This is a genomic window from Arthrobacter psychrochitiniphilus (assembly GCF_003185915.1).
GTDB classification, from domain to species: Bacteria; Actinomycetota; Actinomycetes; order Actinomycetales; family Micrococcaceae; genus Specibacter; species Specibacter psychrochitiniphilus.
In genome coordinates, this window is the sequence record NZ_QHLZ01000002.1 from 238335 (window position 1) to 262829 (window position 24495).

Below are 24495 nucleotides of genomic sequence, written 5' to 3' on the forward strand. Positions count from 1 at the left end.
TTCTACTACTTAGTATCCGAATTTCTCAGCTTAGCAACATGTGCAGGCGGGTCCAGCGGGCCATCAAAGACCAACTGGTCAAGGCGCCGCAGAATCAAACCTTCGCGCAGCGCCCAGGGACTGATTTGCATGCTCGTCACATTGAACATTTCAAGGGCGCTCTGTGCCACGAGCGCCCCGGCCAGCACCTGTTGTGCCCGTGCGGATGAGACACCCGGCAGGAACAATCTGTCCGCCGAGGACATCGCTGAGAGCCGTTGGGACCACAAGCCAAGATCGCTCAGGTGAAGTTCCCGGCGCACATAGGGCCCCATGGACGACGGCGCAGCGCCCGTTATGCGTGCCAGCGCACGGAATGTTTTGGAAGAGCCCGTCACGATGTTCGGGACACCGAGCTTCTTGGTTTCCGCGATAGGTTCCTTGAGCGTCGATTTGATGTGCTTGCGCAGTTCCTTGATGCTTTTGGCCGTGGGCGGGTCCTCAGCCAACCATTCCCGGGTCAGCCGCCCGGCACCCAACGGCACCGAATGGGCCAGAGCCGGCAGCTCGTTCTCGCCCTGGGAGATCTCAAAGGAACCACCGCCTATGTCAAGGTTCAAAATGGTGCCCGCACCCCAGCCGAGCCACCGACGCACGGCAAAGAACGTCATCGCAGACTCCTCTTCGCCGGTCAGTTCGGTCAGGCGGACGGTGGTCTCATGCTGGACCCTGGCCAGTACGGCCGCACCATTGGTGGATTCACGGATGGCTGAGGTGCAGAACGCCAACAAATCCTTTGCCTTGTGCTTGGCAGCAAATTCCCACGCCTCAAGGATGAACTCAATCAGCTCATGTTGGCCCTCGTCGCTGATGTTTCCTTCATCATCAAGGTACTTCACCAAGCTCAACGGGCGCTTGTGGGAGGCGTAGGGCACGGGGTTTGCCCCGGGGCGCGCATCAACAAGCAGCAGGTGGACTGTATTGGACCCAATGTCGAGTACGCCTAATCTCATAAGCCCATTATTGTCCCTCGGAACGCATTCCATGCAGAAGGCCGCCTGGTGGCGAAGCGTATTGCCTCGCTTTGCCACCAGAGGGCCTTCTGTGCTGTTACATTAACTGCCCTTTTTCAGCGGCTGCTACTTCTTGGCAGGTGCCTTCTTCTTAGCCGGGGCCTTGGCTGCGGGCTTCTTGGCAGGCGCCTTCGCAGTCCGTTTAACGGGACCTCGCTCACGCTTGTCGGCCAGAAGCTCGACGGCGGTTTCCCGAGTCAGCTGTTCAACTTCGGTTCCGCGGGGCACCGTGATGTTAGTGACGCCGTCAGTGATGTAGGGGCCAAAGCGGCCCTCCTTCACCACAATGTTCTTGCCTGAAACGGGGTCTTCACCAAACTCTGCCAAGGGCGGCACCGCGGCGCGCGCGCCTCGCTGCTTGGGCTGGGAGTATATCTCCAACGCCGCTTCCAACGTGATGGTGAAGATCTCTTCCTCGGAGCCGATGGAGCGCGAGTCCGAACCCTTCTTCAGATACGGGCCAAAGCGGCCGTTCTGCACAGTGATTTCGTTGCCCTCGGTGTCTGCACCCAAGACTCGCGGCAGGCTCATGATCGCCAAAGCTTCATCCAGCGTGACGGTTTCCACGCTCATGGCTTTGAAAATTGAACCGGTCCGCGGCTTGACCTTAACGGGCTTCTTCGGCGGCTTCGGCTTGCCGTTCTTGTAGTACTCCACCGGCTGGTTGGCGATTTGCTCTTCTGTCATTTCCGGAATGACTTCGGTGACATACGGACCGTAACGCCCGTTTTTGGCCACCACTGTGTTGCCGGAAACGGGATCCGCTCCCAGAACACGTTCCTCAGGGGCGGCAGTGTCCATGAGTTCTTGCGCCTTTTCGGGCGTGAGCTCATCCGGAGCCAGATCCTCGGGCACATTGGCGCGGGCCGCCTCAATAATTTCACCGGTTTTGGCATCCACCGTGGGGACGGTGGATTCCAGGTACGGACCAAACTTACCCACACGCAACACCAAGGTGTCGGTGATGGGCATAGAGTTAATCTCGCGGGCGTCAATGTCGCCAAGGTTATTGACAATGTCCTGCAAACCGCGGTTGCCGTCATCACCAAAGTAGAAATGGGTCAGCCAGTCGGAGCCTTGCTCCTGGCCGTTGGCGATCCTGTCCAAACCCTTTTCCATACCGGCAGTGAACTCGTAGTCCACGTAATCGGTGAAGTGCAGTTCCAGCAAGCGCACCACGGAGAACGCGATCCAGCTCGGCACCAGGGCGGAACCCTGCTTGCGAACATAACCACGGTCCATGATGGTGGACAAGGTAGAAGCGTAAGTGGACGGGCGGCCAATTCCGCGCTCTTCCATTTCCTTGGTCAGGGATGCTTCCGTAAAGCGCGGCGGAGGCGTGGTGTCATGGCCATTGGCCTGGACATCGGCGGCGCTCAGAGAGTCATTTTCCTTGACGTTGGGCAGGCGGCGGTCTGAATCATCGGAGGCGTTGCGGGACTCATCCCGGCCTTCCTCATACGCGGCCAGGAAACCACGGAAGGTGATGACAGTACCTGAAGCTGAGAACTCGGCATCCTGCCCATCAGCAGCGCCACCGGAGGCTTTGGCACCCAACTTGATGGTCGCCGTCGAGCCCTTGGCATCAGCCATCTGAGAAGCAACGGTGCGCTTCCAGATCAGCTCGTAGAGCTTGAACTCATCTCCTCGCAGGGCGCTGGCAACCTGAGCCGGGGTACGGAAAGAGTCACCGGCGGGACGGATGGCCTCGTGGGCTTCTTGGGCGTTGGCGCTCTTGCTGGCGTAAACACGCTTGGCGGCGGGCACGAATTCGGGGCCGTACAGCTCCGAAGCCTGCCGGCGGGCAGCGTTGACGGCCTCATCGCTCAGCGAAGAAGAATCCGTACGCATATACGTGATGTAACCATTTTCATACAGGCGCTGGGCTGTCGACATGGTCGATTTGGAGGAGAAGCGCAGCTTACGCCCCGCCTCCTGCTGCAGTGTGGAGGTAGTAAACGGCGGGGCCGGGCGGCGGGTGTACGGCTTGTGTTCCACCGAACGGACTGAAAATTCAACATCCTGCAACCCTGCCGCGAGGGCCTTGGCGGCAACCTCGTCTAGGTGTGCAACGTTCTTGCCGGTCAGCACGCCTTGATCACTAAAATCACGGCCCGAGGCAACACGTTTGCCACCGACTGCGGCCAGCTTGGCACTGAAAGACTCACCGGTGTCAGTGGTACTGAAGGTTCCAGCCAGGTCCCAATAGTTGGCGGAGCGGAAGGCCATGCGTTCACGCTCACGCTCAACCACCATGCGGGTCACCACTGACTGCACGCGGCCGGCGGAAAGCTTCGGGGCCACCTTGCGCCACAGCACCGGGGAAAGCTCGTAGCCGAACAGGCGGTCCACTACTCGGCGGGTTTCCTGCGCATCAACAAGGTCTGTATCAAGTTCACGCAGGTTTCCCAGGGCGCGCTGGAGCGATTCCTTGGTGATTTCGGCAAAGGTCATCCGATGCACGGGCACCTTGGGCTTGAGTACCTCGAGCAGGTGCCACGCAATAGCTTCGCCTTCGCGATCCCCATCAGTTGCGAGGTAAAGTTCATCGGCGTCCTTGAGCTGCGCCTTGAGCTCGGCCACCTTCTTCTTCTTATCGGAAGAGATGACGTAGTACGGCTTGAAGTCGTTTTCAAGGTCCACTGCGAACTTGCCGATCGAGGACTTCTTCAGCTCTGCGGGCAGCTCGGAAGGCTGCGGCAGGTCGCGAATGTGCCCGATCGAGGCCTCAACAACGAACCCCTCGCCCAAGTACTTGGCGATGGTCTTGCTTTTGGCAGGGGACTCTACAATAACGAGCTTTTTGCCGGTCTTGGGCTTGCTGGCTGCTGCCTTGCTGGGCACGGTACTCCTACAGGGAATGAATGGTGGACGAACGGTGTCCCCTGAGCTAGTTCACCATATTTTTACTGTGAACGCGTACTGCCGGGGAAATTTGGCTTGCCGGAGCAACCGTTGGGAAGGCGGCGGTACCGGGTTTTATTCGTTTTTATTAACAAGGAAAATGGTCTTGCTGATGGGCGGCTCAGATAAGGCCTTAGGGAGCGCGTGGCGCGAGCCGAGGACCGCAATCTCAGGGTCAAATCCCACGTATTTTGGCTCTTCGGCAACTTCTTCGTCGTTGCGGATCAAGGCCATGGGAGAACCGCTTTCCCGTGCCGTGGCCACTTCGCAGAATCTCCCGCAGCGAACCTGTCCCGTCCAGATATGTCATTTGCACCACACGGTGGCTCCAGTCGGTAGTGCCAGTTGGTAGTGCCAGTCGGGTCAGCGCTACCGCCCCCCACATCCGCGCCCGGTAGACAGGGCGCGGATGTGGGGGGCTGTAGCGGATGTGAGGGGCGGGCGGGGAAAGTCTCAGGCCGGGAGCAAGAAGCCGTCGCGCACCAAGTTGCGTACGTCCCGTGCCAGGGATTCGGTGAATTCAGCGTCGTCACGTTCCATCAACACAGCCAAGGCGCCGATGATCTGCCCGGCGGTGAGGTCGCCGTCGCACGCGGAAACAAAGCCGGCCAGCTCGGTGCTGAGCAAGTTGGTGCGCCGCAATCCAGCGCCCTGGCGGAGGAGGATCACGCCGGGATGTTCTGCCCCGGGCTTCTGATGGCGTTCCTCCGTGACGTCCGAGGCCACTAAGAGGTACTCGAAGGTGAGGTCTGGATGCGCCTTGAGCCATTGTGCACGCTCCAAGGCGTCTGCCAGATGAGGGCCAACGGGTTGTTCGATGGGGTACAGAATTTCCTCGAAGCGAGGTTCATCAACGGTTTCTTGCGCCGTGGGACGGCGCAGCACAATGTAACCGAAGCCGATTCCGGCCACCTCGCGGGAGGCGAAATCGAGCAGGTAGTCCTCATAAGCGTTGGCATAGGCCACCTGGTCACGGCCCTGCGAGGCATCTTGGAGCCAGGTTTCGGCATAGCCGCCCGGGGACACCTGCTCGCGTTGAATGAACCACGCCTCAATTCCCGGTGCCAGCCATTGCGCGGGGCGGGTATGCCACAGCACGCTGGTGCCCGAGCCCGAGCTGGTGCTGTCCGCACTATGCTGGATTTCCCAGTTGCCCAACATCTGTGCCGTACCGCCGGTGGCCAGCACGGTGGGCAGTTCGCGCACCAGAGACTCCACGATGGCGTCCCCAGCCATGCCGCCGTCGCGGTACGTGAATTGCTCGCTGCTCTGTTCCCCTCGGTGACGGGGTGTGATGACGAACGGCGGATTGGAAACCACCAGATCAAAGCGCTCCCCCGCGACAGGTTCCAGCAGGCTGCCCAGGCGCAGGGACACGCGGGCGTCCGGGTTGGTTGGTTCAAGGTCAGCCTGTGTGAGGCCAAGAGCCTGTGCATTGAGAGCCAGATTGAAACGGGTGAAGGCCAGTGCACGCTCGGAGATGTCGGTGGCAACCACGGCTTTTGCATGGCTGAGCAGGTGGAACAGCTGAATGCCGCACCCGGTGCCCAAATCCAGCGCCCTCTCAACGGTGCGGCGCATGGTCCCTTGCGCCAGTGTCAGAGAGGCCTGCCCAATACCCAGCACGTGATCCTTGCGCAGCACGCCAGGACGCTGGTGTGCGCCGAGATCGCTGGCCACCCACAGGTTAGTCTCCGCTGTATCTTCCGTAGCTGCGGGCCAGCCGTAAGGGCGGAGGTCGACGGCGGCACGAACCATACCCGGGGTTCCGGCACCTTCCACGATGCCCATTTTCAGCAACGCTTCAACACCGGTTGATGGCAGTGCGCCGGCCAGCTCCGCGGCAGGGACGCTCTGGTCCACCAGCCACACCTTCACTAGTGTGGCCAGCGGCGAGGTGTTGGTGCGCAGCAGCAGTGCTGCCGGTACGGTTTGGTCTCTACCCAGCGCCTGGTTCGCGTCCTTGCCAAGGAGCTCCGCCACACCGTCGACCGTGTAATTGATGGCTGTCAGGTCGTGGGCCAATCCGGCAAGGATGTCAGGGTTATCACTTTGCGGGGCGTCGGGGATCGTGGCGAAATCAGTCATGGATCAAGCCTAACGAGTCTGCAACGCCCGTTGACCACCACGGTATGGTTTGCCCATGGATGCAAAATCTAGGCGAGACGGTGGGGGCGAATCTGAGCAGCCCTTGATTCTGCACCTGGGCCATGAGGAACTCATCATTCGCCAACGCTACGAAACAATCAGCATAGTCAACGACCTCTTGATAGGGCTGTGGTTTCTGGTGGGGAGTATTTTGTTCTTTTCACCGGCGTTAACCCATATGGGTACGTGGCTGTTTGTCCTGGGAAGTATAGAAATGCTCATCCGGCCGGCCATCCGCTTCACCCGGCGAGTGCATTTGGGCAGATACCATCCAAATGTCCCTGGTATTGGCGACGGCGGTCATGATTTTTAGCACCACGGTGAGGGCACCAGCTTTGATGGGACTCTAGCTCCGCGAGTAGCCATCAGTGGCTGGATCAGTCCTGTGGCTGGGCTAAGAAGGCTGCCGGGATTAGTTCCGCGCCCTTCACATTCGCCAAAAAACTTGGCTCGATGCCAATGCCTACCCGCAGAACGCTGATCTCACCCGTTGCTTCGAGGATTACGGCGGCGATCTCCGTGCGGCTGCGGATACCGGCCAAGCGTAGCCGTACGGTAATCTCCTGTTCGGAAACATGGGTGCGCCACAAGTTTGCTGGAACAATCTCGCTGCCAGCCATGAGTAGGTAGGCGCGATTGCTCACGACCGCCTCGGCTCGGGGAAAACGGCGCAACTGACCCGTGAGTGCCTGCAACGTCAATAAGGTAACCAAGCCCAAAGCACCAGCCAAAAGCGTGGGTGTGTAGCCCAGGATTGCCCGGCCAACAACGGCACCGAGCGCCACCGCCGCAGCGAGGTCCCAACTAGACAAGCTCGCCATGGTGCGTTGGCCCAAGAACCTAATCAATAACAAGACAAAAAGGTAGAGGGCAATCGCGGAGAGCACCACTCGGGCGGCGTCACCCCATGTCAGTCCATAATCGTTCCACATGGTCATTCCTTCCTCAGGAACTCCAGCGTAATCCGTGAACCCCAGGGCTATTCGGTGCAGCCTTGCGGGCATTGCAGTGTTGATGGGTTCGCGGCGCAGCTGGTGCAGTACAGGTTCAGGTTGCGGCAGCTGGGGTTGGAGCAGTTTTCGAACTTGTTACTGGGGTTGTTGCAGCGGATACAATGGCCAACTTCTTTGGCTTCCTCGCTGAATTCCATGTGCATGCGCTTGTCGAAGACGTAGAGAGAGCCCTCCCAGAGACCCTTGTCTTTGAAGGTTTCCCCATAGCGGACAATGCCGCCGTCCATTTGATAAACCTCTTTAAAACCGCGGTTGACCATGAGGGAGCTGAGCACTTCACAGCGGATACCGCCGGTGCAGTAGGTGACCACCGGCTTGTCTTTAAGATCGTCGTACTTGCCCGAGTCGAGTTCTTTAATGAAGTCGTGGGTCGTCTCGACGTCGGGCACAATGGCGTTCTTAAATTTGCCGATTTGCGCCTCGAAGGCGTTACGGCCGTCGAAGAATACAACTTCTTCACCCTTGGATTCCTTCTCGGCAACAAGTTCGTGAAGCTCTTGCGGCAACAGGTGCGTGCCACCGCCAACCACGCCATTTTCATCCACTTTGAGTTCACCGGGGGCACCGAAGCTGACAATCTCGTCCCGGGCCTTCACACTCAGGCGGGGAAAATCATCCCCCGTGCCGTCTGACCATTTGATGTCCATGTTCTTGAAGCCAGGGTATTCACGCGTGGTTTTGAGGTACTGCTTGACGTCCCTAATGTCACCGCCAACAGTTGCATTGATGCCATCTTTGGAGATGATGATGCGCCCCTTAAGGCTGAGCTTTTCGCACAGGGCACGCTGCCAGAGCTTGATCGCTTCTGGATCGCTAAGGGGAGTAAAGCCGTAAAAGAGCACAATTTTGTTCAAAGCCACGTATTAAAGCCTACTTTGTGCCACCAAATGGCTTCGCCTGCGCCCCTCCGGACTGTCCAAAGGGATAGGCTGAGCCCATGATCGTTGCCTCCACAGGGCTAGCTGACCAGAGCGCTGCATGGTTTGCCGGCTGGACTGCGCTAAGAAGCTACCCGAGTCGCTCCGGAACAGGGTATTTGGCGGCCTTGCGCCTCGATCGCAATAGCGGTTGGGAATACTTCACTACCAATCCCACCCCGTCCTCTTTTGCTAGCTTGGCTCAAGAAGTGAATGCTTCATCTCAACGTGCCTTGTGTGTGCTGGGCTCCGATGTGCACAAGTACGTAAAGATGGCGCACCAATCAGGGATGGGAATGCTCTCCGCCTCAGAGCAGCTCATGGTGTGCCATTTGGAGAATCAAGATAATCAGGACCCTTTTTTGGGCGACCCTGAGCTGTCCTTGGTGATCAAGGCGATGGGCGGCAAGCATAGCTCTTCAGTCTGCGAGGAGCGTTTCTCTGTTGCGATTGTGCGCGGGCAAACTGTTCTGGCGGCGGGAAAGGTGGGCATCTACGGCGAATATGCCATCTTCGATCAGATTGAAACCCACTCTCAGCACAGACGCCGCGGTTACGGCATGCTGCTCATGAAGGCCATGACTGCCAGAGCCCAGGCCCATCCAGTGACCACCGGGCTGTTGTTAGCCAGCACCGATGGACAACGGCTGTACTTCAAGCTCGGCTGGCGCGCCATCAGCCCCGTCACCGTCTTGGTGCCCAAATCCCGCATCGAAGAGCTGACTCGCACCCACTGATAACCGCCTCCATAACCGCCTCGAGGAAGTAGTCCCGTGGAGATTGGCATAGCTGGAGCCTTGACAGCGAGACTTCAGCGGCACAATCCGGTGGCACAATGATGAAGGTGTCCATCAATGATTCCCTTATTCCGCTGCTCGGCGGGGGAAATGCCCCTGCCCAGCTGCAGCATGTTCGGAGAATTCCGGCCCGGCAAGCTGTGCACCGGCCGTGGCCGGATTGGGTTCACCCCGACATTGTCAGGGCTTATTCATTTCTTGGTGTTGACCAGCCCTGGCTGCATCAGGTGGAAGGCGCCACGAGTGCCTATGAAGGCCAGCACACCATAGTTGCCACGGGCACTGCGTCTGGTAAATCACTTGCTTATCAATTACCCGCTCTGGACGCTGTCCACCGGGCAGCCCTGCGGCTGGCGGAAAATCCCGGACTTTTAGAGGCCGACGGCGCCGTGGCCCTTTATCTGTCCCCCACCAAGGCGCTGGCAGCTGACCAGCTTGCCGCTCTAAACTCGCTCAACTTGCCCACCTTGCGGGCAGCCACCTACGACGGCGACACCGCCCCGGGCGATAGGCGCTGGATCCGCGATCACAGCAACTTCATCCTGTGCAATCCGGACATGCTGCATTTTGGTGTTTTGCCCAACCACACGTGGTGGGCGCGATTCTTCAAGCGGTTGAAATACGTCATCATCGATGAAGCGCACAGTTACCGTGGAGTTTTCGGTTCCCATGTTGCCCTCTTGTTGCGGCGTTTAAGGAGGATCTGCGCCCATTACGGGTCTGATCCGGTTTTTATCGGCGCATCCGCCACCTCGGCTGACCCGGGCAGCTCGTTTGCGCGCCTGATAGGAGCCCCTGTCACAACTTTCGCGCAGGATAGCTCTCCTCACGGTGCCACCACAGTGGCATTGTGGGAACCGGAGTTGACGGAATTTCCAGGCGAAAATGGTGCAAAAACAAGACGCACCGCCATCGCCGAAACGGCAGATTTGCTGGCGAATCTGGTGTCCGCCCATGTGCGCACCATTGCCTTCATCAAATCCCGCCGAGGCGCCGAAACCATCTCCACAGTAACCAAACGGCTCCTGGAAAACGTCGATGCCAGCCTTCCGCCACGTGTGGCGGCGTACCGTTCCGGCTATTTACCGGAGGAGCGCCGGGAACTGGAAAAGGCGCTCCGCGCAGGAGACTTACTGGGAGTCTCCAGCACGTCAGCATTGGAATTGGGGATCGACATCTCCGGACTGGATGCGGTTCTTGTTGCTGGCTGGCCTGGGACTAAGGCCTCTTTTTTTCAACAAATTGGTCGCGCGGGGCGTGCAGGGCAGGACGCCCTGGCAGCTTTTGTGGCCAGCGATGACCCACTCGACACCTTTTTGGTCCATCACCCAGAGGCTATCTTTGACAGCGCCCTCGAAGCCACCGTGTTTGATCCTGCAAATCCCTACGTCCTGGGCCCGCATCTGTGTGCCGCTGCGGCCGAGCTGCCCCTCACCCCTGATGACTTGGCCATTTTTGATGACAGCGCGCCGGCCGTGCTGGAGCAGCTGGTGGAGCAGGGATATTTGCGGCGTCGCCCCGCTGGCTGGTTTTGGACCCACCCGCAGCGTGCGGCCGCCATGGTCAACCTGCGTGACGACGGTGGTGGCCCTATCAATATCATCGAAGCTGACACAGGCGCACTGCTGGGAACCATGGGCTCTCCCCAATCCCACTATCAAGCCCATACCGGAGCTGTGTACGTCCACCAAGGAACCAGCTACGTGGTGTTGGAACTCAATGAAGCCGACCATTGTGCTCTGGTGCGCCGCGGCACTCCCGACTTTTATACAACGGCCCGAGATGTCACCCAAATTGAGGTTGTTGAGTCAGTCAAGCACGAACTGTGGGGGCCAGTGGAAATGCATTTTGGTGCTGTGCAGGTCCGTACGCAGGTTGTTTCATTCCAACGCAAGGCCACCATCTCCAATGAGGTTCTTGGTGAGGAACCTCTAGAGCTGGAAGCCCGTGACCTCTTCACTAAGGCCGTGTGGTTCACCATGGACAACGCGACGCTTTTGGCCGGCGGGTTAGTGGAACCACAATTTCCTGGCGCCCTCCATGCCGCTGAGCATGCCGCCATTGGTTTACTCCCTCTCGTGGCCTCAAGCGACAGATGGGATGTTGGCGGAGTTTCCACAGCGCTTCATGCGGACACCGGCCAGCCCACCATTTTTGTTTATGACGGTCATCCGGGCGGCGCAGGTTTTGCTGAGAGAGGCTTCGACATGGCCCGAACTTGGCTTCGCGCCACCATGGAGGCCATTGAAGCCTGCGAGTGCCCCTCCGGCTGCCCCTCTTGTATTCAATCTCCCAAGTGCGGCAACAAGAACAATCCACTGGATAAACGTGGGGCCGTCATGCTCTTGAAGATCCTGCTGGACAACGCCCCCGGCTGATCTCACTATCCACTATTCACTTTTCAAAACGGCACCATGGCAGGCAGTCCCTGCATATGCCGGTCAGGGTTTGGTGCCGCTCTCATGAGGCCGGACGGTATCCGGCGGTGGGCCCGCTCTTGCCTGCCCCTGCGCAGGCCACGGCAAGGTTGTTCTAACAAGAACCTTCACCTGCACAGATCTGTTTTCCGGCATCTCAAGGCATTCCACAAGAGCCGCAGAATTGGCTGCTGCTATGTCTGCAGCAACCTGACAAGGTACCCCTGAACTCAGTCCCCTATAAGCATCTGCTGCGGCCAGGGCTGCCAGATCGGCGGCGGATGCGGCCTTCCCGGCTGCCACCGCGGCCGTTGCCAGCCCCATGAGTAACGCCAGCAGAATGAGCACTGTGAGCGCAATCCCCGCACCCAGCATGGTGCCAGCTCCTCGCTCACTGCCGCCCATGGTCAACCACTCCCCCATCCATTGCGAGCGCCTCACAACGCCCATCTCGCAGCGGACATTCTGGACTTCTAGCCCACCGCCATAAGGATGACTTGTGGACTGTTGAACCATCCATGAATAGAGCGGCACTCCCGTCAGCAGGATTTGAGCGCTTCTTTCGTTGGACAGGTGATGGCACAGCTGAGTCGTCCTTTGCCGTGGCTTGTGCTGACTGAGTCCAAGGCACCAGCCCGGAGAGGACTCCACCTGCCCGTCCGGATACGGTGACCGTCCCATATCCTTCGGTGCGATCCACGGTAACTGTTACGCCTTCACCCGATACCCGTGAGGCAGCTTCTACCACTTGTCCGGGAGATTCTCCTCTAGCCAGTGCACGGGCACCTGCTCTGGCGCCTTCTTCCAAGCGCAATTGCAACAGGCTGGTGGAAAAACCCAGTAGCAGCAGCGCTAACAGCACCATGACAGCGGGCAGAACCACGGCAAGTTCGGCAGTAACCGAACCACGGGATCTTGGTCCGTGGCACCGACTAACAAGCGCTGGCACAGTACCCGCCTGTTGCACAGTGCCCAACCCAGGCTCTTCCACGATGGACTCCATTCCGCTGTTCATAGCCATCCGCTGAGACGGGCTTAGTGGCTGCCGAGGCAACCTTAGTTACATGCTCAACGCCGTGCGAATGATGTTCATCAAGAAGCCGCGAACTTCATCGCTCTTGAGGATCACCACTAAAAGGCCAGCGAATCCCACGGCTGCCAATGTGGCGATGGCGTACTCGGCAGTTGCCATTCCCGCTTCCAGCCCTGCCCTTGGGCGCCACCACCGGGACCGTCTGGAGCGGATGGGCCGGTTCACAACGGGCACATTGTTGCTAGCTCCGGGAAAGATCTCAGCGACGTTATCCAGAGCTACCTTGCTTGCCGTCCTTGTTACCACGCCATGCGCAGCATCATTGCTGTTCATCGTGACTCCTCATGAGTAGTGATTCTTGTGGCAGCAGCCGGATCGGATTCTGCCCCAGCGCGAATTCTCCGCTGCCGATAAATTCGCGACTGCAATAAAACGAGCTGATGAATCAACTTTTCACTCACCGCCGTCCCAGTGGAAGAGGACAAATGTGTTTGGTGGGCGGATTGGGTTCCGGCACCACCTGTGGATAAATGAACAGACGGCCCGACTGTAGCTACGACGCTGTCTAGACGGTGAGTTTGAAGAACAAGTGGCCAGGTAGGTCACCTAGAAAGCCGGCACCATGGCAATCACTACAGGCGCAATTCCCAAGGCAACAAACGCGGGTAATGAGCACAGGCCCAGCGGCAGGACCAGTTTCACGCCGAGTGCAGCTGCCCGTTTCTCCGCTTGACGCCCTCGGGATCTGCGAATTTGGGCGGCTTCGGCATAGAGCAGCGAGGCTGCACTTGCGCCTGTAAGGGCACCAAAGATCAATGCTGAATGTATCTGGGCCAACTCGCTGCTTTCCGTGTTTCCTTCCCAAGCATCCTGCCAGGAAACGCCTATTTCCAAGGCGGCCGCCACCCTGAGAAGAGCCTCACGGACAGTGCCCCCTGTTGATCCGGCCACTACGTGCAACGCATTTTGCATGGGTAACCCCGTTTCAAGGGCGGTGCCCAAAAAATCCAGCATCAAAGGCACATTGGCTATGCCGCTGCCATGATTTGCGCCCGCTTGCTCCGAACCGGATAGCTGCGCTGCCGTGCCAAAGCTGGCCGGTCCATCCCGCTGCCCTGGTCTGTTACCGCTCAGGTTCTTTCCGGCAATGCCTGGACCCGTGGAGCTTGAGAGGAGGAGGATCGCTGCCGCAGAAAGGAGGAAGACAACAACTGCACCCATGATTAGTGCCTCATTTTTGCGGATATCCGGGACAACCGTTCCTTGACGCCCGCTACGCTCTGCACAGGGCTGCCCTGCGGGTGCGCGGCATGCCTAATCAAGGCAGCTGACCACAACCGTCCCGCCACGGAAAAGGCGATCCCTGCACACAGCATGGCCCAGCCAACCGGCGAACCGAAAAGGACGGCGAAGGGGTCAACGCCCATGGCCATTCCTAAGCCCACAGCAATGAAGGGCAGCCAGCTCAACAACCTTACTGTCGCGCGGGGCCCTGCTAAAGCCGTTTCACGTAAGGCGGCCGCATCGAAGTCCGCTTCCATAGTGTCGGCCAGCCTAGTCAGAACAGCGGCCACGGGGGCGCCACTGGCCTCACAGACCTCAAAACAGGCAGCAGTTTCCACCCACAACAGGTGCTGTCCGGGCGTCAGCGCCGGGGCGTGAGATCTTCCCCTCAAACCGACTGCGCTCTCGGCACAAGCGCTGCGGATGGCCGCTGCACTGGAAAAACCCAGCGTACTGGCACGCTGAACAGCAAGGAGTAACTCCACTGTTGCCGCGTCCCCGGCTTCCTTGGACACGGGCTTTTTTGCCAAGAACCCTCGCCCCCCAATCCTGGGATTCGGTGGTTCTGCCACGAGCACCTGCGCTAAGACGCCCCAAAGCTCTGCACCCGTACGCCCGGCAGCCAGAAGCGACGCCATCTGGCGCACCAAGCGTGGCAGAGATTCCGCTTCGCTCGCTCTGCGTCCTTGTGTGCTCAATCTCCGTGCGTGTCTCAGCCTGCGCACCGGAGCATTGCGCAGTGCCGCCGTAGCGGTGAAGAGCAGCCAGGCCGCCATTGCCAGGATGAGAAACAAGACGAAGGATCCGATCATGTCCGTTCCGTCTCTGCCGCGGCTCCGGGGCTTTGCCCGGGGCCGGATTTGGGCTGTTGATGGGACGGTATTGCCGAGCCGCTGCTGCCCGGATTCTTTCCACCTATCTCCCAGTTCCCAAGACCCAGGCGCTCTGCCAGGACGGGCCAGGCCGGGCCGTCGAGCAATCGGGCGGCCACCGGATCATGGGCACGTTCAGGGACGGCAGCAGCCAATGAAAGAGCCGGCACCGTTTCTAGCCGGCCATGGCGCAATTCCACCATGGCAATCTCAGAAACCACCCGCCTACCGAGGCGACGTTCCACGTGGATAACTGCGTCCAAGGCGCTTCCACCCTGCAGAAACACCGCTTCCTGACTCATGCCTGCGAGCGCACCCAACGCAGCCAGCCGGGCAGGGATATCGCGAGCGCTATTGGCGTGGATGGTTCCTCCGCCACCGCTATGGCCGGTGTTGAGCGCCATGAGAAGCTCACGAACTTCCCGGCCACGGCACTCACCCACGATGAGCCGTCCAGGGTTCATCCGCAAAGCCTGGCGAACTAGTTCCGCCAAATCCACGGCACCGGCCCCTTCAGCGTTTTCGTGTCTGGCCTCCAAGGTGAGCACGTGCGGATGCAGTGGTTCAAGTTCCGCGGCGTCTTCTATGAGAACGAGCCGTTCGGATGGTTCGCATAATCCCAAGAGTGCCGAGAGCAACGTGGTTTTCCCTGCCCCCGTGGCACCGCTGATCAAGAAGTTCAACCGTTTTTCCATGACCTGAGCCAAAATCTCCGCCAGTATTTGTGGCATGGCTCCTGAATCCACCATTTGGGCCAGTGTCAGCGCGCTCTTCTGTCTTGTGCGGATGGATAAAAGAGTTCCCGCGGTAGAGATGGGCGGGAGCACCGCATGCACACGGTATCCGGCCGAAATTTTGACATCTACGCAGGGGCTCCCTTCATCGAGCCGGCGCCCGCCACTTGCCACGAGCCGAACTGCCAAGGCGCGCAGTTGCCCCTCGCTGGGGAACACCAGGGCCACCCGCTCCGGGCCCGCTCCCCGGTCAACCCATACGGAGTCTGGGGCGTTGACAAAAATATCCGTGACAGCCGGATCGGCAGCCAACCCCTGAAGGGGTCCTAACCCGTTCAGCTCGGCGGTGATCCGATCCATGGCCACCAATGATCCCGCGGCACCCAACAATCGGCCACTCTCACGCACCGCACTCGCCACCTGCAGGTCAGTGACAGGCCCGGCCTGCGCCAGAACCGCCCTCCGGACCGTATCCAAAAGTCCCGGATCCAAAAGGCCCATATCCATCACCCCTGGGTTCAAGAGTGGTTGATCCGTTAATTGGGGCCGTGTTTTTCCTGCTTCCCCTGTTTTCCCTGCTTCCCCTGTACCCAGCGCTCCCGTTGCGGGGACCCCGGACCAGACGAATGAGGCGTGCCTGCCTCTGGCTCCCCTGGCAGTCATGACCGGCCACCGGAGCGCCTCTGCGCCATCGCCGGCTCATCCCCTGCCATCCATTCAAGGATGCCCGCGAGCAGCAGGCGCAGGCGGCGTCTGCGCAATAATTCTGGAACCCGCTGGGCAGCCAACACTTGCTCCACATTGCGTAGCCAGGGCATTTCGCCCACGAGAGGCAGCCCGGCAGCTGTTGCCACCATGGCGGCATCGAGCCCTTCACCCATGGGCCCGCGAACCGCTGCGGCAACAGGCAAGGCAGGAAGTGCCGCCCCCAACTGCACGGCTGCCGTGACGGCACGTGCCCGCCCCGGTAGAACCACCACCAGCCCGGTGCAGTGCGGGCCAAAGGTGCCAAGCGACTCAAGGGTCCGAGCCAAATCCACTACCACCAGGCCATAGACGCCTTGCGCCGCACGCATGACCTCATTGACGGCATGGTTCGTATTGGCATTCGCAGGCAGAGCCTTCCCCCACCAGCGCTGATTCTGGCCAGGAGAGATCTGGCCAGGAGAGATTGGGTCAGGAAATATTGTGGCCGGTAATGCGGATACATCCTGGTTTGAGAAATAAGAATTCGCGAGGCGCGCCGTTCCGCCCGCGTCCGTCCCGCTCTCCCCGGCTACGCCCGACTCCCAGGACAGCAGAGCCAGCGGGCCCACATGTGGCAGAGCCGCCGCCAACTGCCCCGGATTGATGGATCCGGAAACCTGTAACAACTCAGGCCAGCGCAGTCCGGGCGCTTCCTGTCCCGAGACCAGTGCAGCCAATCCGCCACCCCATCTATCACCATCAACCAGCAAGGTCCGGGTCCCGCGAGAAGCCGCTTCGGCAGCCACCAGCAGAGACAGGGTAGAGGCACCAGATCCGCCGCACCCTCCCACCACTCCCAAAACCCCTGCAGCCGATTCCGGGTTTTGTAGGCCAGCAAAATAGTCGGCGAGCCACGGGGCAGAGTCTGGCAAAACAGCGACTCGATCAGCCTCCAAACGAGCTGCTTGCTGCCACATTTGCTCAGACTCGCCCGGGAATCCCACCACGATCACAGGACCACGCCACCCGGTGGTCACAACGCCTTGCCCCGCGTCCACCAGCACTGCCGCAATGTCACGCTGGGATCCGGCAAGCTGTTCCAGCTCGTCACCAAAGATCAGTTCGACGGCGGCCGCAGCTGCAACGCGCCCCACCTCGCCTTGTAGCTGTGGAGAGCCGGACAGCAAGAGCACGGTTGTGTCCCGGCGGGGCAGCCAAGGCTTCTGTGCCGGTTCAGAAGCGCGGCGGACTGCCGCTCCCTGACGTCTTTTCATGCACCCACTCTGTACCCGCCCGCACAAGTGGAATAGTCCGTATCCGGCAAAAGTGAACAGCGGCCAGCATTAGGCGGCGTGTGGAGGAATTAATCTCCGCACCAGTGGAGAATAGAACTCATGTACGCATTGCTGGCCCTGACTTCCCATGAATCTGCCGCCGTGGTCCAGCTCAGGAATGACGACGGGACACCGGCTTCGCCTGTCCAAACGGTCTCACGGGCTGCCTTGCCCGCCGTTGTGCGGGCACTGGAAGAGGCGCACCATCCGCGCTGGGTGTGGGACAGGGCCACTCATTGGTACCCGGATCTTTTGGCAGCCAATGTCCGCCTAGAAAGATGCCACGACCTGTCCTTGTGCCAAAATATTCTGCTGTACTCGGCATTTGCCGCAGACACCGACTATGCCAGGCAGGCCACACCCGTACCCCCGGAAGCGGAGAACCTACGGCAAGGCACTCCCTTGGGCACAAACACCTCCAGTCAGGACAGCTTGTTTGATGCCCCCGTTGCCGCAGCAAAGGACAAGGCCTGGGATCTAGCCGCTGTTGCCAAGGAACTTGGCGCCCAAAAATCCGCGATTAGTTCCTCCACCCACCCTGCCAGACTCACACTTTTACTCAGCGCAGAATCTGCAGGTGCGCTGGTGGCCGCGGAGATGCATCATGAAGGTATCCCCTGGAGGGAAGATCTGCACAGGAGGCTGCTCAATGATCTACTTGGCCCGGAGCCCGCCCTTCACAACCGCCCGGAAAAGCTGGAGGCATTGGCCGATCTCCTGCGCACGGAGCTAAATGCCCCCACCCTGAATCCCGACTCGCCACAGGAACTGATCCGGGCCCTGCACAGGGCAGGGATTGACGCGAAGTCCACGAGAAGCTGGGAATTGCAAGAGTTCAACCATCCGGCAATTGCGCCTTTGCTGACTTATCGAAAACTCAGCCGGCTCTTCACCACCAACGGCTGGAACTGGCTCCACCAGTGGGTACGTGAGGGCCGCTTTCATTCCGAATACGTGGTGGGCGGGGTTGTCTCGGGGCGCTGGGCCTCTCGTGGCGGCGGTGCTATGCAAATCCCGGCGCAGATCAGGGGCGCTGCCGTGGCTGATCCCGGATACACGTTCATCGTGGCAGATGCTGCCCAACTCGAGCCCCGTGTTTTAGCGGCACTGTCTCAGGATAGCGCAATGGCTGCTGCTGGCCGCGACGCTGCAGGGCAGAGCAAGGACCTCTACGCTGGCATTGCAGCCCAAGGGTTTGGTGGGGATCGAAGTATGGCCAAGATTGCTCTACTGGGAGCCATCTATGGTGCCACCACGGGCGAATCCGGGCGGCTGGTACCTCAGCTTGCCCGCATGTACCCCCGGGCACTGGATTATGTGGAGAATGCTGCACGTGCCGGTGAACGGGGGGAACGTGTCAGTACTCATCTGGGCCGGAGCACCCCGCCCACCGGGACCGACTGGCACGCGAGCCAACAAAGTTCATCAGCGCCGGAGCAGCGCAGGGCCGAGTCTGCAGCTCGCTCACGGGGCAGGTTTACGCGCAATTTTGTGGTTCAGGGAACCGCCGCGGAGTGGGCCTGCTGTTGGCTGGCTGAATTACGACGCCGGCTCCGGGCTTTGCCGCCCGGCACGCCTAGCACTGGGGGCTTGGCCGTTGCAGGCGGCCCCCAACTAGTCGCTTTTTTGCATGATGAGGTGGTGGTGCACTGTCCCGTGGAATTAGTGGAGGAGGTCAGCGCCATCCTGCATGACTCCTCACAAGCGGCTACTGACCTACTTTTTGGTCCGATCCCGCTGGCGTTTCCCGTCAATGTCAGTGTGGTCCAGTGCTACGCTGACGCCAAATAACAGCCCGCACCGTACAGCTGAGATACTGTCCCCCTTAGATGGGGGCTGGAAACTCTTTGTCTTCATCCCACGGAACCGCCCAGCCTAGCTCGTGGAAAACATAGTTCAAGATGCCCGCTGTAAATCCCCACACCACTACTCCGTTGACGGCAAAGGCCGGTCCACGGTAGCTATTTCCGCCACGTGTCAGCACCGCCGTAAAACGATTTTCCGGGTCGAGCAGATCCCGCACCGGAACCCTGAAAACCTGCGCCGATTCGCCAAAATCAACCACGTCCACGGGGGTCTGCCGCGCCCACCAGCCAATCACGGGCGTAACCATAAAATTACTGACGGGTAGAGGTACTTCATGCAAGATACCCAAAACCTCCACCCCCAAAGGGTCAAGTCCCGTTTCTTCCTCGGCTTCACGTAGGGCCGCGGCCCTCACGGATGCGTCGCCGGGGTCTACTCCCCCGCCGGGGAAGGCCACCTGACCGGGGTGGTCGTTCAAGGTTGCGGCCCGCTCAATAAGCAAAATGTCCAGATCAGCTGAGGCCAGCGGTTTCGCTGAAGCAGCCGGGACGTCATCAAGGGCCCCGAACAACATCAGCACTGCGGCCTTACGGGGAGTTGCCCCGCCCATAGACAGTTTCCAGAGGGAAGGCCGCCCCCGCCGTAGAGCTTCCGGAAGCTCAGAAAATGCTGCCGCCTTCTCCGCCAGCATGGCCAGATCTGAATAAGCGCTCACTGCGCGGCGGCCTTGCTCCGAGCCGCCAGCTGTGATTCCTGCCGGTACACGGACGCATTGTCCACGTCGGCGAGCATACGGGCCAACAGAGCTTCCTGTTCTGGGGCCATCTCATACTTGAGTAATTTCGCGGCCTTGACCGGGTCCACTTCCCCGTCGCCATAGGCGGGACATAGGTGTGCAATGGGACAGGCCCCGCACGCTGGTTTCCGGGCATGACAGATCCGCCTGCCGTGGAAAACCACGCGATGGGACAGCATGGTCCAGTCCCTGGATTCAAACAGGGCCGCCACATCGGCCTCAATCCGGACGGGGTCGGTGGATTCAGTCCAGCCAAACCTCCTGGCCAAACGAATGAAGTGGGTATCCACGGTAATCCCGGGAACCCCAAACGCATTCCCCAGCACCACATTCGCGGTTTTCCGCCCGACTCCCGGGAGCGTGACCAGCTCGTCAAGGGAACCTGGGACCACGCCGTCGTACTCGTCAACGAGGCGCGTGGCCAGCGCCAGCAAATTGGCAGCTTTCGCGCGAAAGAAGCCCGTGGATTTGATCAACACTTCAAGCTCCACACTCTGAGCCTGCGCCATCTCCAACGGGGTGGGGAAACGGGCGAAGAGCCCCGGGGTCACCGCGTTGACACGAATGTCAGTGGTCTGCGCCGAAAGCACGGTGGCCACCAGCAGCTCAAACGCGTTCCGAAAATCCAGTTCCGCATGCGCATAAGGGTATAGCTGCGCCAACTCACGGTTGATTCTTCGGGCCCGACGCTTGAGCGCAAGCGCGGTTTCCTGTTCGGCCATAGTGAGGACCCTACTAGCTGTCTGAGGCCCGTTCGATGCCGGCGAGGTCCAGCAAGAGGCCCGTCTTGCCATGGCTGTCTTGCACGAGGAAACTGCTGCCGCGGTCTTCCAACGCCAGAATCCAGGCGCCTGGAGCCAGCTTGAACGCGAACTGCCGCGTCCTTTCATCAATCACGTTTTGTGGGCGGTCAACTGCAAACCAGAAAGGCTCTGCAATGACAGGGGCAGCACCCGGGTTGACGGTGGCCGAGATACTCTCCTTAACAACGGCCGGTGCCACATGAGCTTCGACGGCCGGCTTCGGCGCCTCGGCAACCTGCGGGTTCAGTGTGGTCACCACTGCTTCCTTGTCCGGTGCGTTCCCGCCCTGCACAGGGGCTGCGGCTTGTACCGCAGGCTGAGCGGTGGTCTGCACGGAAGGCTGAGCAGCAGTCTGCGCTGCGGGGATATTGCTGCTGGCGGCTGCTGCGCTGCCTGCGAGAGGGCTCTGCGCTGCGTTATGGGGGGCATTGGCAGACGCTGCTGCCGGGCTTACCGCACCCGCAACCTTTGAGTCGGCCGCGGCTGCCGCAGTCGCCGCTGGCGACGCAACACCAGCGGCGCCAGCCGTGGTGTTCTCCTTGGCGGGGGTGAAGATCTGGCCGCCATGAGTGTGGGAGTTGGCAGCCGGTGTGGCATTCCAGCCACCCTGCTGGCCCGGGACGTGCTGGGCAGGCGCACCCGCAGAGGCACTCTGGGCGTTCTGCTGACCAAACGCCTGACCAGCCGGACCTGCGTAACCAGCCTGACCTGCGTAACCCGCCTGACCAGCATGGGCGAGCACGGGCTTGGGTGCAGCAGGGATCTTGAGCGCAGGAACGGCGTCGCGCGCGGCAACATGGGCCAAAACATCGGCCCGGCCGGTAAAGTCTGCGGCCAGGACAGGGATCCACTGTGCACAGACGGTGGAAACCAGCAGCACCAGTGAACCGATCAGACCCACCAAATAGACGAGGCTGAAGTTACTCACCGTGGCTGTGAAGAAGAAGTACGTGGCGAAGGCAGCCACTACCGAGGCGAACTGGTCAATGGAGAGCGAACCAAAGCGCAGCTGCGTTGCCGGACTCATGCGCCGGGCCAGGAAGAGTCCTCCCACGGCAAGAGGGAGGACCACGCCGATCCCCACAAAAAACAAGCCGCTGGTGTTCCAGAGGTTGAAGTCGCCTGCAAACGTCTTGATAATCGGCAGCAAGGAAGCCACGAAGATGATCAGGACGGCGCCTAGTACGCTCAGGTCCCGGATAGTCAGCGGCCCAGCTACAGCTTTAGCAGCTGTCACCTTTGAAGCCCCTGAAACCCCGGAAGCCCCCGAAACACCTGACGCCGCTGCCGCCGGAGCACTCACCGCAGACTGCGATCCTTCCACTGCTGGCGATCCCATTGCCGACGCTGGCCTGTTTTGTTCATTCATGGTCTGACTCCTCAAGTGTCACGTTTACTTCCAGCCTAGTTAACGCGGGCGGGCAACACTAGCAAGCCACAACCCAAACTGACTGTGAATACGCCAGATGGGCAGTTCTGCCCATCTACCCGCACACGGCAACAACATGCTGTTGAGCGCAGAAACAGCCCCGCTGACCCTATTCGACTGTGATGGCGGACACGTTGATCTATGAGAAGCGCTACAGTTAAAGATGGAACGAAAAGTTGTCCTTAGCAACCACCCAGCGGAATTTTTTGCGTCGCCAAACGAGGGCGGACGCATGCCTTCGCCTGGATGGAGTACCGCGGGTCAACAGCAACGCAGGATCGCTAAGAAGCAATGAAGGGATATTAGATGTCTGAGGTCACAACTGCAGCGGACAACCAGTCCGGCGACGCATTGGAAAATCTGCTCACCGAGAACCGCCGATTCGCCCCAAGCGTGGAATTTGCTGCAAACGCGATCATTCACGGTGACGAATACAGCAAAGCAAATGCTGACCGTCCCGCATTCTGGGCCGATCAGTCCCGTGAACTTCTTTCCTGGTCCAAGCCCTTCACCAAGACCCTGGACTGGTCCAACCCTCCCTTCGCCACTTGGTTCGAAGACGGCGAAATCAACGCCGCTTACAACGCCTTGGACCGCCACGTTGAGGCCGGCAACGGCGACCGTGTAGCCATTTACTTTGAGGGCGAGCCTGGCGATACCCGCACGTACACTTATGCGCAGCTCACTGAAGAGGTCAAGAAGGCTGCGAACGCTTTTGAAACCTTGGGCCTGATTAAGGGCGACCGCGTGGCCGTCTACCTGCCCATGATTCCGGAAGCCGTCATCACCTTGCTGGCATGTGCCCGCATTGGCGCCATCCACTCCGTAGTCTTCGGCGGCTTCTCCGCGGATGCCCTGCGCAGCCGCGTTGATGATGCGCAGGCAAAGCTTGTCATCACCGCGGACGGCACCTTCCGCCGCGGGAAGCCGAGCTCACTCAAACCCGCCGTGGATGAGGCCCTCTCCGCCCCCGGACACTCTGTCCAGAACGTGGTTGTGGTCAAGCGCAACGGCCAAGACGTCAACTGGGTTGAAGGCCGGGACGTCTGGTGGGAAGACACCGTAGGCACCGCCTCCACCGAGCACACCGCCGTGGGCCATCCCGCCGAGCACCCGCTGTTCATCTTGTACACCTCCGGCACCACGGGCAAGCCCAAGGGCATTTTGCACACCACCGGTGGCTACCTCACGCAGACCGCCTACACGCACCGCGCCGTGTTTGATCTGCACCCGGAAACGGATGTTTTCTGGTGCACGGCCGACGTCGGATGGGTCACCGGCCACTCCTACGTCACCTATGCGCCCCTGATCAATGGCGCAACGCAGGTCATGTACGAGGGCACCCCGGATTCCCCACACCAGGGCCGCTTCTGGGAGATCGTTCAAAAGTACAAGGTCTCCATCCTGTACACGGCCCCCACGGCAATCCGCACGTTCATGAAGTGGGGCGAGGACATTCCCGCCAAGTACGATCTCTCCTCCATCCGCCTGCTCGGATCCGTGGGCGAACCCATCAACCCGGAAGCGTGGATGTGGTACCGCCGTGTCATTGGCGGGGACAAAGCCCCCATCGTGGACACCTGGTGGCAGACGGAAACCGGCGCCATCATGATCGCCCCCCTGCCCGGGGTGACCTCCGCCAAGCCCGGCTCAGCTCAGGTCCCCATGCCTGGCATCGCGGTGGACGTGGTGGACGAACTCGGCGCCTCGGTGGCGCACGGACACGGCGGCTACCTGGTGATCCGCGAGCCGTGGCCCGCCATGCTGCGCGGCATCTGGGGAGACAACGAGCGCTACAAGGAGACGTACTGGTCCCGCTTTGACGGCATGTACTTCGCCGGCGACGGCGCCAAATGGGACGAAGACGGCGATGTCTGGCTGCTGGGCCGGGTGGATGACGTCATGAACATTTCCGGACACCGCCTCTCCACTACGGAGATCGAATCGGCGCTGGTGAGCCATCCGTCAGTGGCCGAAGCCGCCGTGGTGGGTGCCGCCGATGAAACCACCGGCCAAGCCGTGGTAGCTTTCGTGATCCTGCGCGGTTCTGCCGCGGAGGATGCGGACATCGTCACCACCTTGCGCAACCACGTGGGCCACGAAATTGGGCCCATTGCCAAGCCCAAGACCATTCTGGTGGTGCCCGAACTGCCCAAGACCCGTTCAGGGAAGATCATGCGCCGCCTACTTAAGGACGTTGCCGAAGGCCGTGCCGTTGGAGATTCCTCAACGCTGGCGGATAACACCGTTATGAACCAGATCGCGGAGTCCCTGCGCAAGTAACATTCCAACATAATCCGCCGCCGAGCTGGCCCTGCGCAGGTTTTCCTTCCGTGCAGGACTTCCTCGGCGGCGGATTTTCTCTTTTAACCACCAAGACACTTCACCGCCGGAACATTGACGGAAAACCCTTACCGAACGGATGCGTGTCACTAAAGCGACAAAAGCGACACCAAACCGTGATCAATA

General features: G+C 60.2%; 21 protein-coding genes. 5 read left to right on the plus strand and 16 right to left on the minus strand.

Going from position 1 to position 24495, the window contains the following annotated elements; all coding sequences use genetic code 11:
* Window positions 1–5: 5 nt before the first annotated feature.
* The 4 genes from CVS29_RS04470 to CVS29_RS04485 all read right to left on the minus strand — a co-directional run bounded on the left by CVS29_RS04470 (window position 6) and on the right by CVS29_RS04485 (window position 6044).
* Window positions 6–992, minus strand: a complete 987-nt coding sequence (locus CVS29_RS04470) for a Ppx/GppA phosphatase family protein (RefSeq protein ID WP_110105140.1) — start codon at window positions 990–992, stop codon at window positions 6–8.
* A gap of 126 nt (window positions 993–1118) precedes the next feature.
* Window positions 1119–3896 carry a type I DNA topoisomerase gene (gene topA / locus CVS29_RS04475; protein WP_110105141.1) on the minus strand — a complete coding sequence of 926 codons (2778 nt, stop codon included), beginning with the start codon at window positions 3894–3896 and terminating at the stop codon, window positions 1119–1121.
* Between the two features lie 135 nt (window positions 3897–4031).
* Window positions 4032–4220: a hypothetical protein gene (locus CVS29_RS04480; protein ID WP_110105142.1), complete on the minus strand. Its 189-nt coding sequence runs from the start codon at window positions 4218–4220 to the stop codon at window positions 4032–4034.
* A 189-nt stretch (window positions 4221–4409) separates the two neighbouring features.
* On the minus strand, window positions 4410–6044 hold the full coding sequence (locus CVS29_RS04485; protein ID WP_110105143.1) for a DUF7059 domain-containing protein: 1635 nt from the start codon (window positions 6042–6044) through the stop codon (window positions 4410–4412).
* 55 nt (window positions 6045–6099) lie between these two features.
* Here CVS29_RS04485 and CVS29_RS04490 point away from each other — a divergent pair, with 55 nt between their 5' ends.
* A complete protein-coding gene (locus tag CVS29_RS04490; RefSeq protein WP_110105144.1) occupies window positions 6100–6417 on the plus strand; it encodes a YrhK family protein in 318 nt (105 codons plus the stop codon).
* A 64-nt stretch (window positions 6418–6481) separates the two neighbouring features.
* Here the strand turns inward: CVS29_RS04490 and CVS29_RS04495 are convergent, their stop codons facing one another.
* Both CVS29_RS04495 and trhO read right to left on the minus strand, forming a co-directional pair.
* The gene (locus CVS29_RS04495) at window positions 6482–7036 is read right to left on the minus strand and encodes a DUF421 domain-containing protein (protein ID WP_110105145.1); all 555 of its coding nucleotides are present in this window, start codon (window positions 7034–7036) and stop codon (window positions 6482–6484) included.
* A 47-nt stretch (window positions 7037–7083) separates the two neighbouring features.
* Complete coding sequence (gene trhO, locus CVS29_RS04500; RefSeq protein ID WP_110105146.1) at window positions 7084–7977, minus strand: oxygen-dependent tRNA uridine(34) hydroxylase TrhO; 894 nt, start codon at window positions 7975–7977, stop codon at window positions 7084–7086.
* A 77-nt stretch (window positions 7978–8054) separates the two neighbouring features.
* Here trhO and CVS29_RS04505 point away from each other — a divergent pair, with 77 nt between their 5' ends.
* Window positions 8055–8771 carry a GNAT family N-acetyltransferase gene (locus CVS29_RS04505; protein WP_110105147.1) on the plus strand — a complete coding sequence of 239 codons (717 nt, stop codon included), beginning with the start codon at window positions 8055–8057 and terminating at the stop codon, window positions 8769–8771.
* 107 nt (window positions 8772–8878) lie between these two features.
* Window positions 8879–11209, plus strand: a complete 2331-nt coding sequence (locus CVS29_RS04510) for a DEAD/DEAH box helicase (protein ID WP_110105339.1) — start codon at window positions 8879–8881, stop codon at window positions 11207–11209.
* Between the two features lie 63 nt (window positions 11210–11272).
* On the opposite strand, the gene CVS29_RS04515 is transcribed toward CVS29_RS04510, so the two are convergent.
* The 7 genes from CVS29_RS04515 to ssd form a co-directional block, all read right to left on the minus strand.
* Window positions 11273–11671, minus strand: coding sequence for an Rv3654c family TadE-like protein (locus CVS29_RS04515; RefSeq protein WP_110105148.1), 399 nt, complete (start codon window positions 11669–11671; stop codon window positions 11273–11275).
* Complete coding sequence (locus CVS29_RS19065) at window positions 11640–12269, minus strand: TadE family type IV pilus minor pilin (RefSeq protein ID WP_342766783.1); 630 nt, start codon at window positions 12267–12269, stop codon at window positions 11640–11642. Before CVS29_RS19065 ends, CVS29_RS04515 begins: the two co-directional genes overlap by 32 nt.
* Window positions 12270–12308: 39 nt before the next feature.
* Window positions 12309–12614 (minus strand): DUF4244 domain-containing protein, encoded by a 306-nt coding sequence (locus CVS29_RS04525; RefSeq protein ID WP_110105149.1) that lies wholly within the window; start codon window positions 12612–12614, stop codon window positions 12309–12311.
* Window positions 12615–12887: 273 nt separating this feature from the next.
* Window positions 12888–13502, minus strand: coding sequence for a type II secretion system F family protein (locus CVS29_RS04530; RefSeq protein ID WP_110105150.1), 615 nt, complete (start codon window positions 13500–13502; stop codon window positions 12888–12890).
* Between the two features lie 2 nt (window positions 13503–13504).
* Window positions 13505–14377 (minus strand): type II secretion system F family protein, encoded by an 873-nt coding sequence (locus CVS29_RS04535; RefSeq protein WP_110105151.1) that lies wholly within the window; start codon window positions 14375–14377, stop codon window positions 13505–13507.
* The gene (locus CVS29_RS04540) at window positions 14374–15678 is read right to left on the minus strand and encodes a TadA family conjugal transfer-associated ATPase (protein WP_245932058.1); all 1305 of its coding nucleotides are present in this window, start codon (window positions 15676–15678) and stop codon (window positions 14374–14376) included. Before CVS29_RS04540 ends, CVS29_RS04535 begins: the two co-directional genes overlap by 4 nt.
* Window positions 15679–15830: 152 nt before the next feature.
* On the minus strand, window positions 15831–17132 hold the full coding sequence (ssd, locus tag CVS29_RS04545; RefSeq protein ID WP_110105153.1) for a septum site-determining protein Ssd: 1302 nt from the start codon (window positions 17130–17132) through the stop codon (window positions 15831–15833).
* Window positions 17133–17252: 120 nt separating this feature from the next.
* On the opposite strand from ssd, the gene CVS29_RS04550 reads away from it, so the two are divergent.
* The gene (locus CVS29_RS04550) at window positions 17253–18983 is read left to right on the plus strand and encodes a bifunctional 3'-5' exonuclease/DNA polymerase (protein WP_110105154.1); all 1731 of its coding nucleotides are present in this window, start codon (window positions 17253–17255) and stop codon (window positions 18981–18983) included.
* 34 nt (window positions 18984–19017) lie between these two features.
* Here the strand turns inward: CVS29_RS04550 and CVS29_RS04555 are convergent, their stop codons facing one another.
* The 3 genes from CVS29_RS04555 to CVS29_RS04565 are packed head-to-tail and all read right to left on the minus strand — an operon-like array spanning window position 19018 to window position 21966.
* Window positions 19018–19713, minus strand: a complete 696-nt coding sequence (locus tag CVS29_RS04555) for an NUDIX hydrolase (protein ID WP_245932059.1) — start codon at window positions 19711–19713, stop codon at window positions 19018–19020.
* On the minus strand, window positions 19710–20516 hold the full coding sequence (nth, locus tag CVS29_RS04560; RefSeq protein WP_245932060.1) for an endonuclease III: 807 nt from the start codon (window positions 20514–20516) through the stop codon (window positions 19710–19712). The genes CVS29_RS04555 and nth overlap by 4 nt, the downstream gene beginning before the upstream one ends.
* A 13-nt stretch (window positions 20517–20529) precedes the next feature.
* A complete protein-coding gene (locus CVS29_RS04565; protein WP_146212993.1) occupies window positions 20530–21966 on the minus strand; it encodes a hypothetical protein in 1437 nt (478 codons plus the stop codon).
* Between the two features lie 366 nt (window positions 21967–22332).
* On the opposite strand from CVS29_RS04565, the gene acs reads away from it, so the two are divergent.
* Entirely contained in the window at window positions 22333–24309 is a 1977-nt protein-coding gene (acs, locus tag CVS29_RS04570) for an acetate--CoA ligase (protein WP_110105157.1), read from the plus strand.
* Window positions 24310–24495: the final 186 nt, after the last annotated feature.

What these genes read in the sequence shown, in the direction of transcription:
- CVS29_RS04525 (WP_110105149.1), bottom strand. Translation starts at nt 12,614, where the DNA reads ATGAACAGCAATGATGCTGCGCATGGCGTGGTAACAAGGACGGCAAGC.
- CVS29_RS04485 (WP_110105143.1), bottom strand. Translation starts at nt 6,044, where the DNA reads ATGACTGATTTCGCCACGATCCCCGACGCCCCGCAAAGTGATAACCCT.
- acs (WP_110105157.1), top strand. Translation starts at nt 22,333, where the DNA reads ATGTCTGAGGTCACAACTGCAGCGGACAACCAGTCCGGCGACGCATTG.
- CVS29_RS04495 (WP_110105145.1), bottom strand. Translation starts at nt 7,036, where the DNA reads ATGTGGAACGATTATGGACTGACATGGGGTGACGCCGCCCGAGTGGTG.
- CVS29_RS04515 (WP_110105148.1), bottom strand. Translation starts at nt 11,671, where the DNA reads ATGGGGGAGTGGTTGACCATGGGCGGCAGTGAGCGAGGAGCTGGCACC.
- CVS29_RS04505 (WP_110105147.1), top strand. Translation starts at nt 8,055, where the DNA reads ATGATCGTTGCCTCCACAGGGCTAGCTGACCAGAGCGCTGCATGGTTT.
- CVS29_RS04470 (WP_110105140.1), bottom strand. Translation starts at nt 992, where the DNA reads ATGAGATTAGGCGTACTCGACATTGGGTCCAATACAGTCCACCTGCTG.
- CVS29_RS04540 (WP_245932058.1), bottom strand. Translation starts at nt 15,678, where the DNA reads ATGGATATGGGCCTTTTGGATCCGGGACTTTTGGATACGGTCCGGAGG.
- CVS29_RS04550 (WP_110105154.1), top strand. Translation starts at nt 17,253, where the DNA reads ATGTACGCATTGCTGGCCCTGACTTCCCATGAATCTGCCGCCGTGGTC.
- CVS29_RS04490 (WP_110105144.1), top strand. Translation starts at nt 6,100, where the DNA reads ATGGATGCAAAATCTAGGCGAGACGGTGGGGGCGAATCTGAGCAGCCC.
- CVS29_RS19065 (WP_342766783.1), bottom strand. Translation starts at nt 12,269, where the DNA reads ATGGCTATGAACAGCGGAATGGAGTCCATCGTGGAAGAGCCTGGGTTG.
- CVS29_RS04535 (WP_110105151.1), bottom strand. Translation starts at nt 14,377, where the DNA reads ATGATCGGATCCTTCGTCTTGTTTCTCATCCTGGCAATGGCGGCCTGG.
- CVS29_RS04565 (WP_146212993.1), bottom strand. Translation starts at nt 21,966, where the DNA reads ATGAATGAACAAAACAGGCCAGCGTCGGCAATGGGATCGCCAGCAGTG.
- CVS29_RS04530 (WP_110105150.1), bottom strand. Translation starts at nt 13,502, where the DNA reads ATGGGTGCAGTTGTTGTCTTCCTCCTTTCTGCGGCAGCGATCCTCCTC.
- nth (WP_245932060.1), bottom strand. Translation starts at nt 20,516, where the DNA reads ATGGCCGAACAGGAAACCGCGCTTGCGCTCAAGCGTCGGGCCCGAAGA.
- ssd (WP_110105153.1), bottom strand. Translation starts at nt 17,132, where the DNA reads ATGAAAAGACGTCAGGGAGCGGCAGTCCGCCGCGCTTCTGAACCGGCA.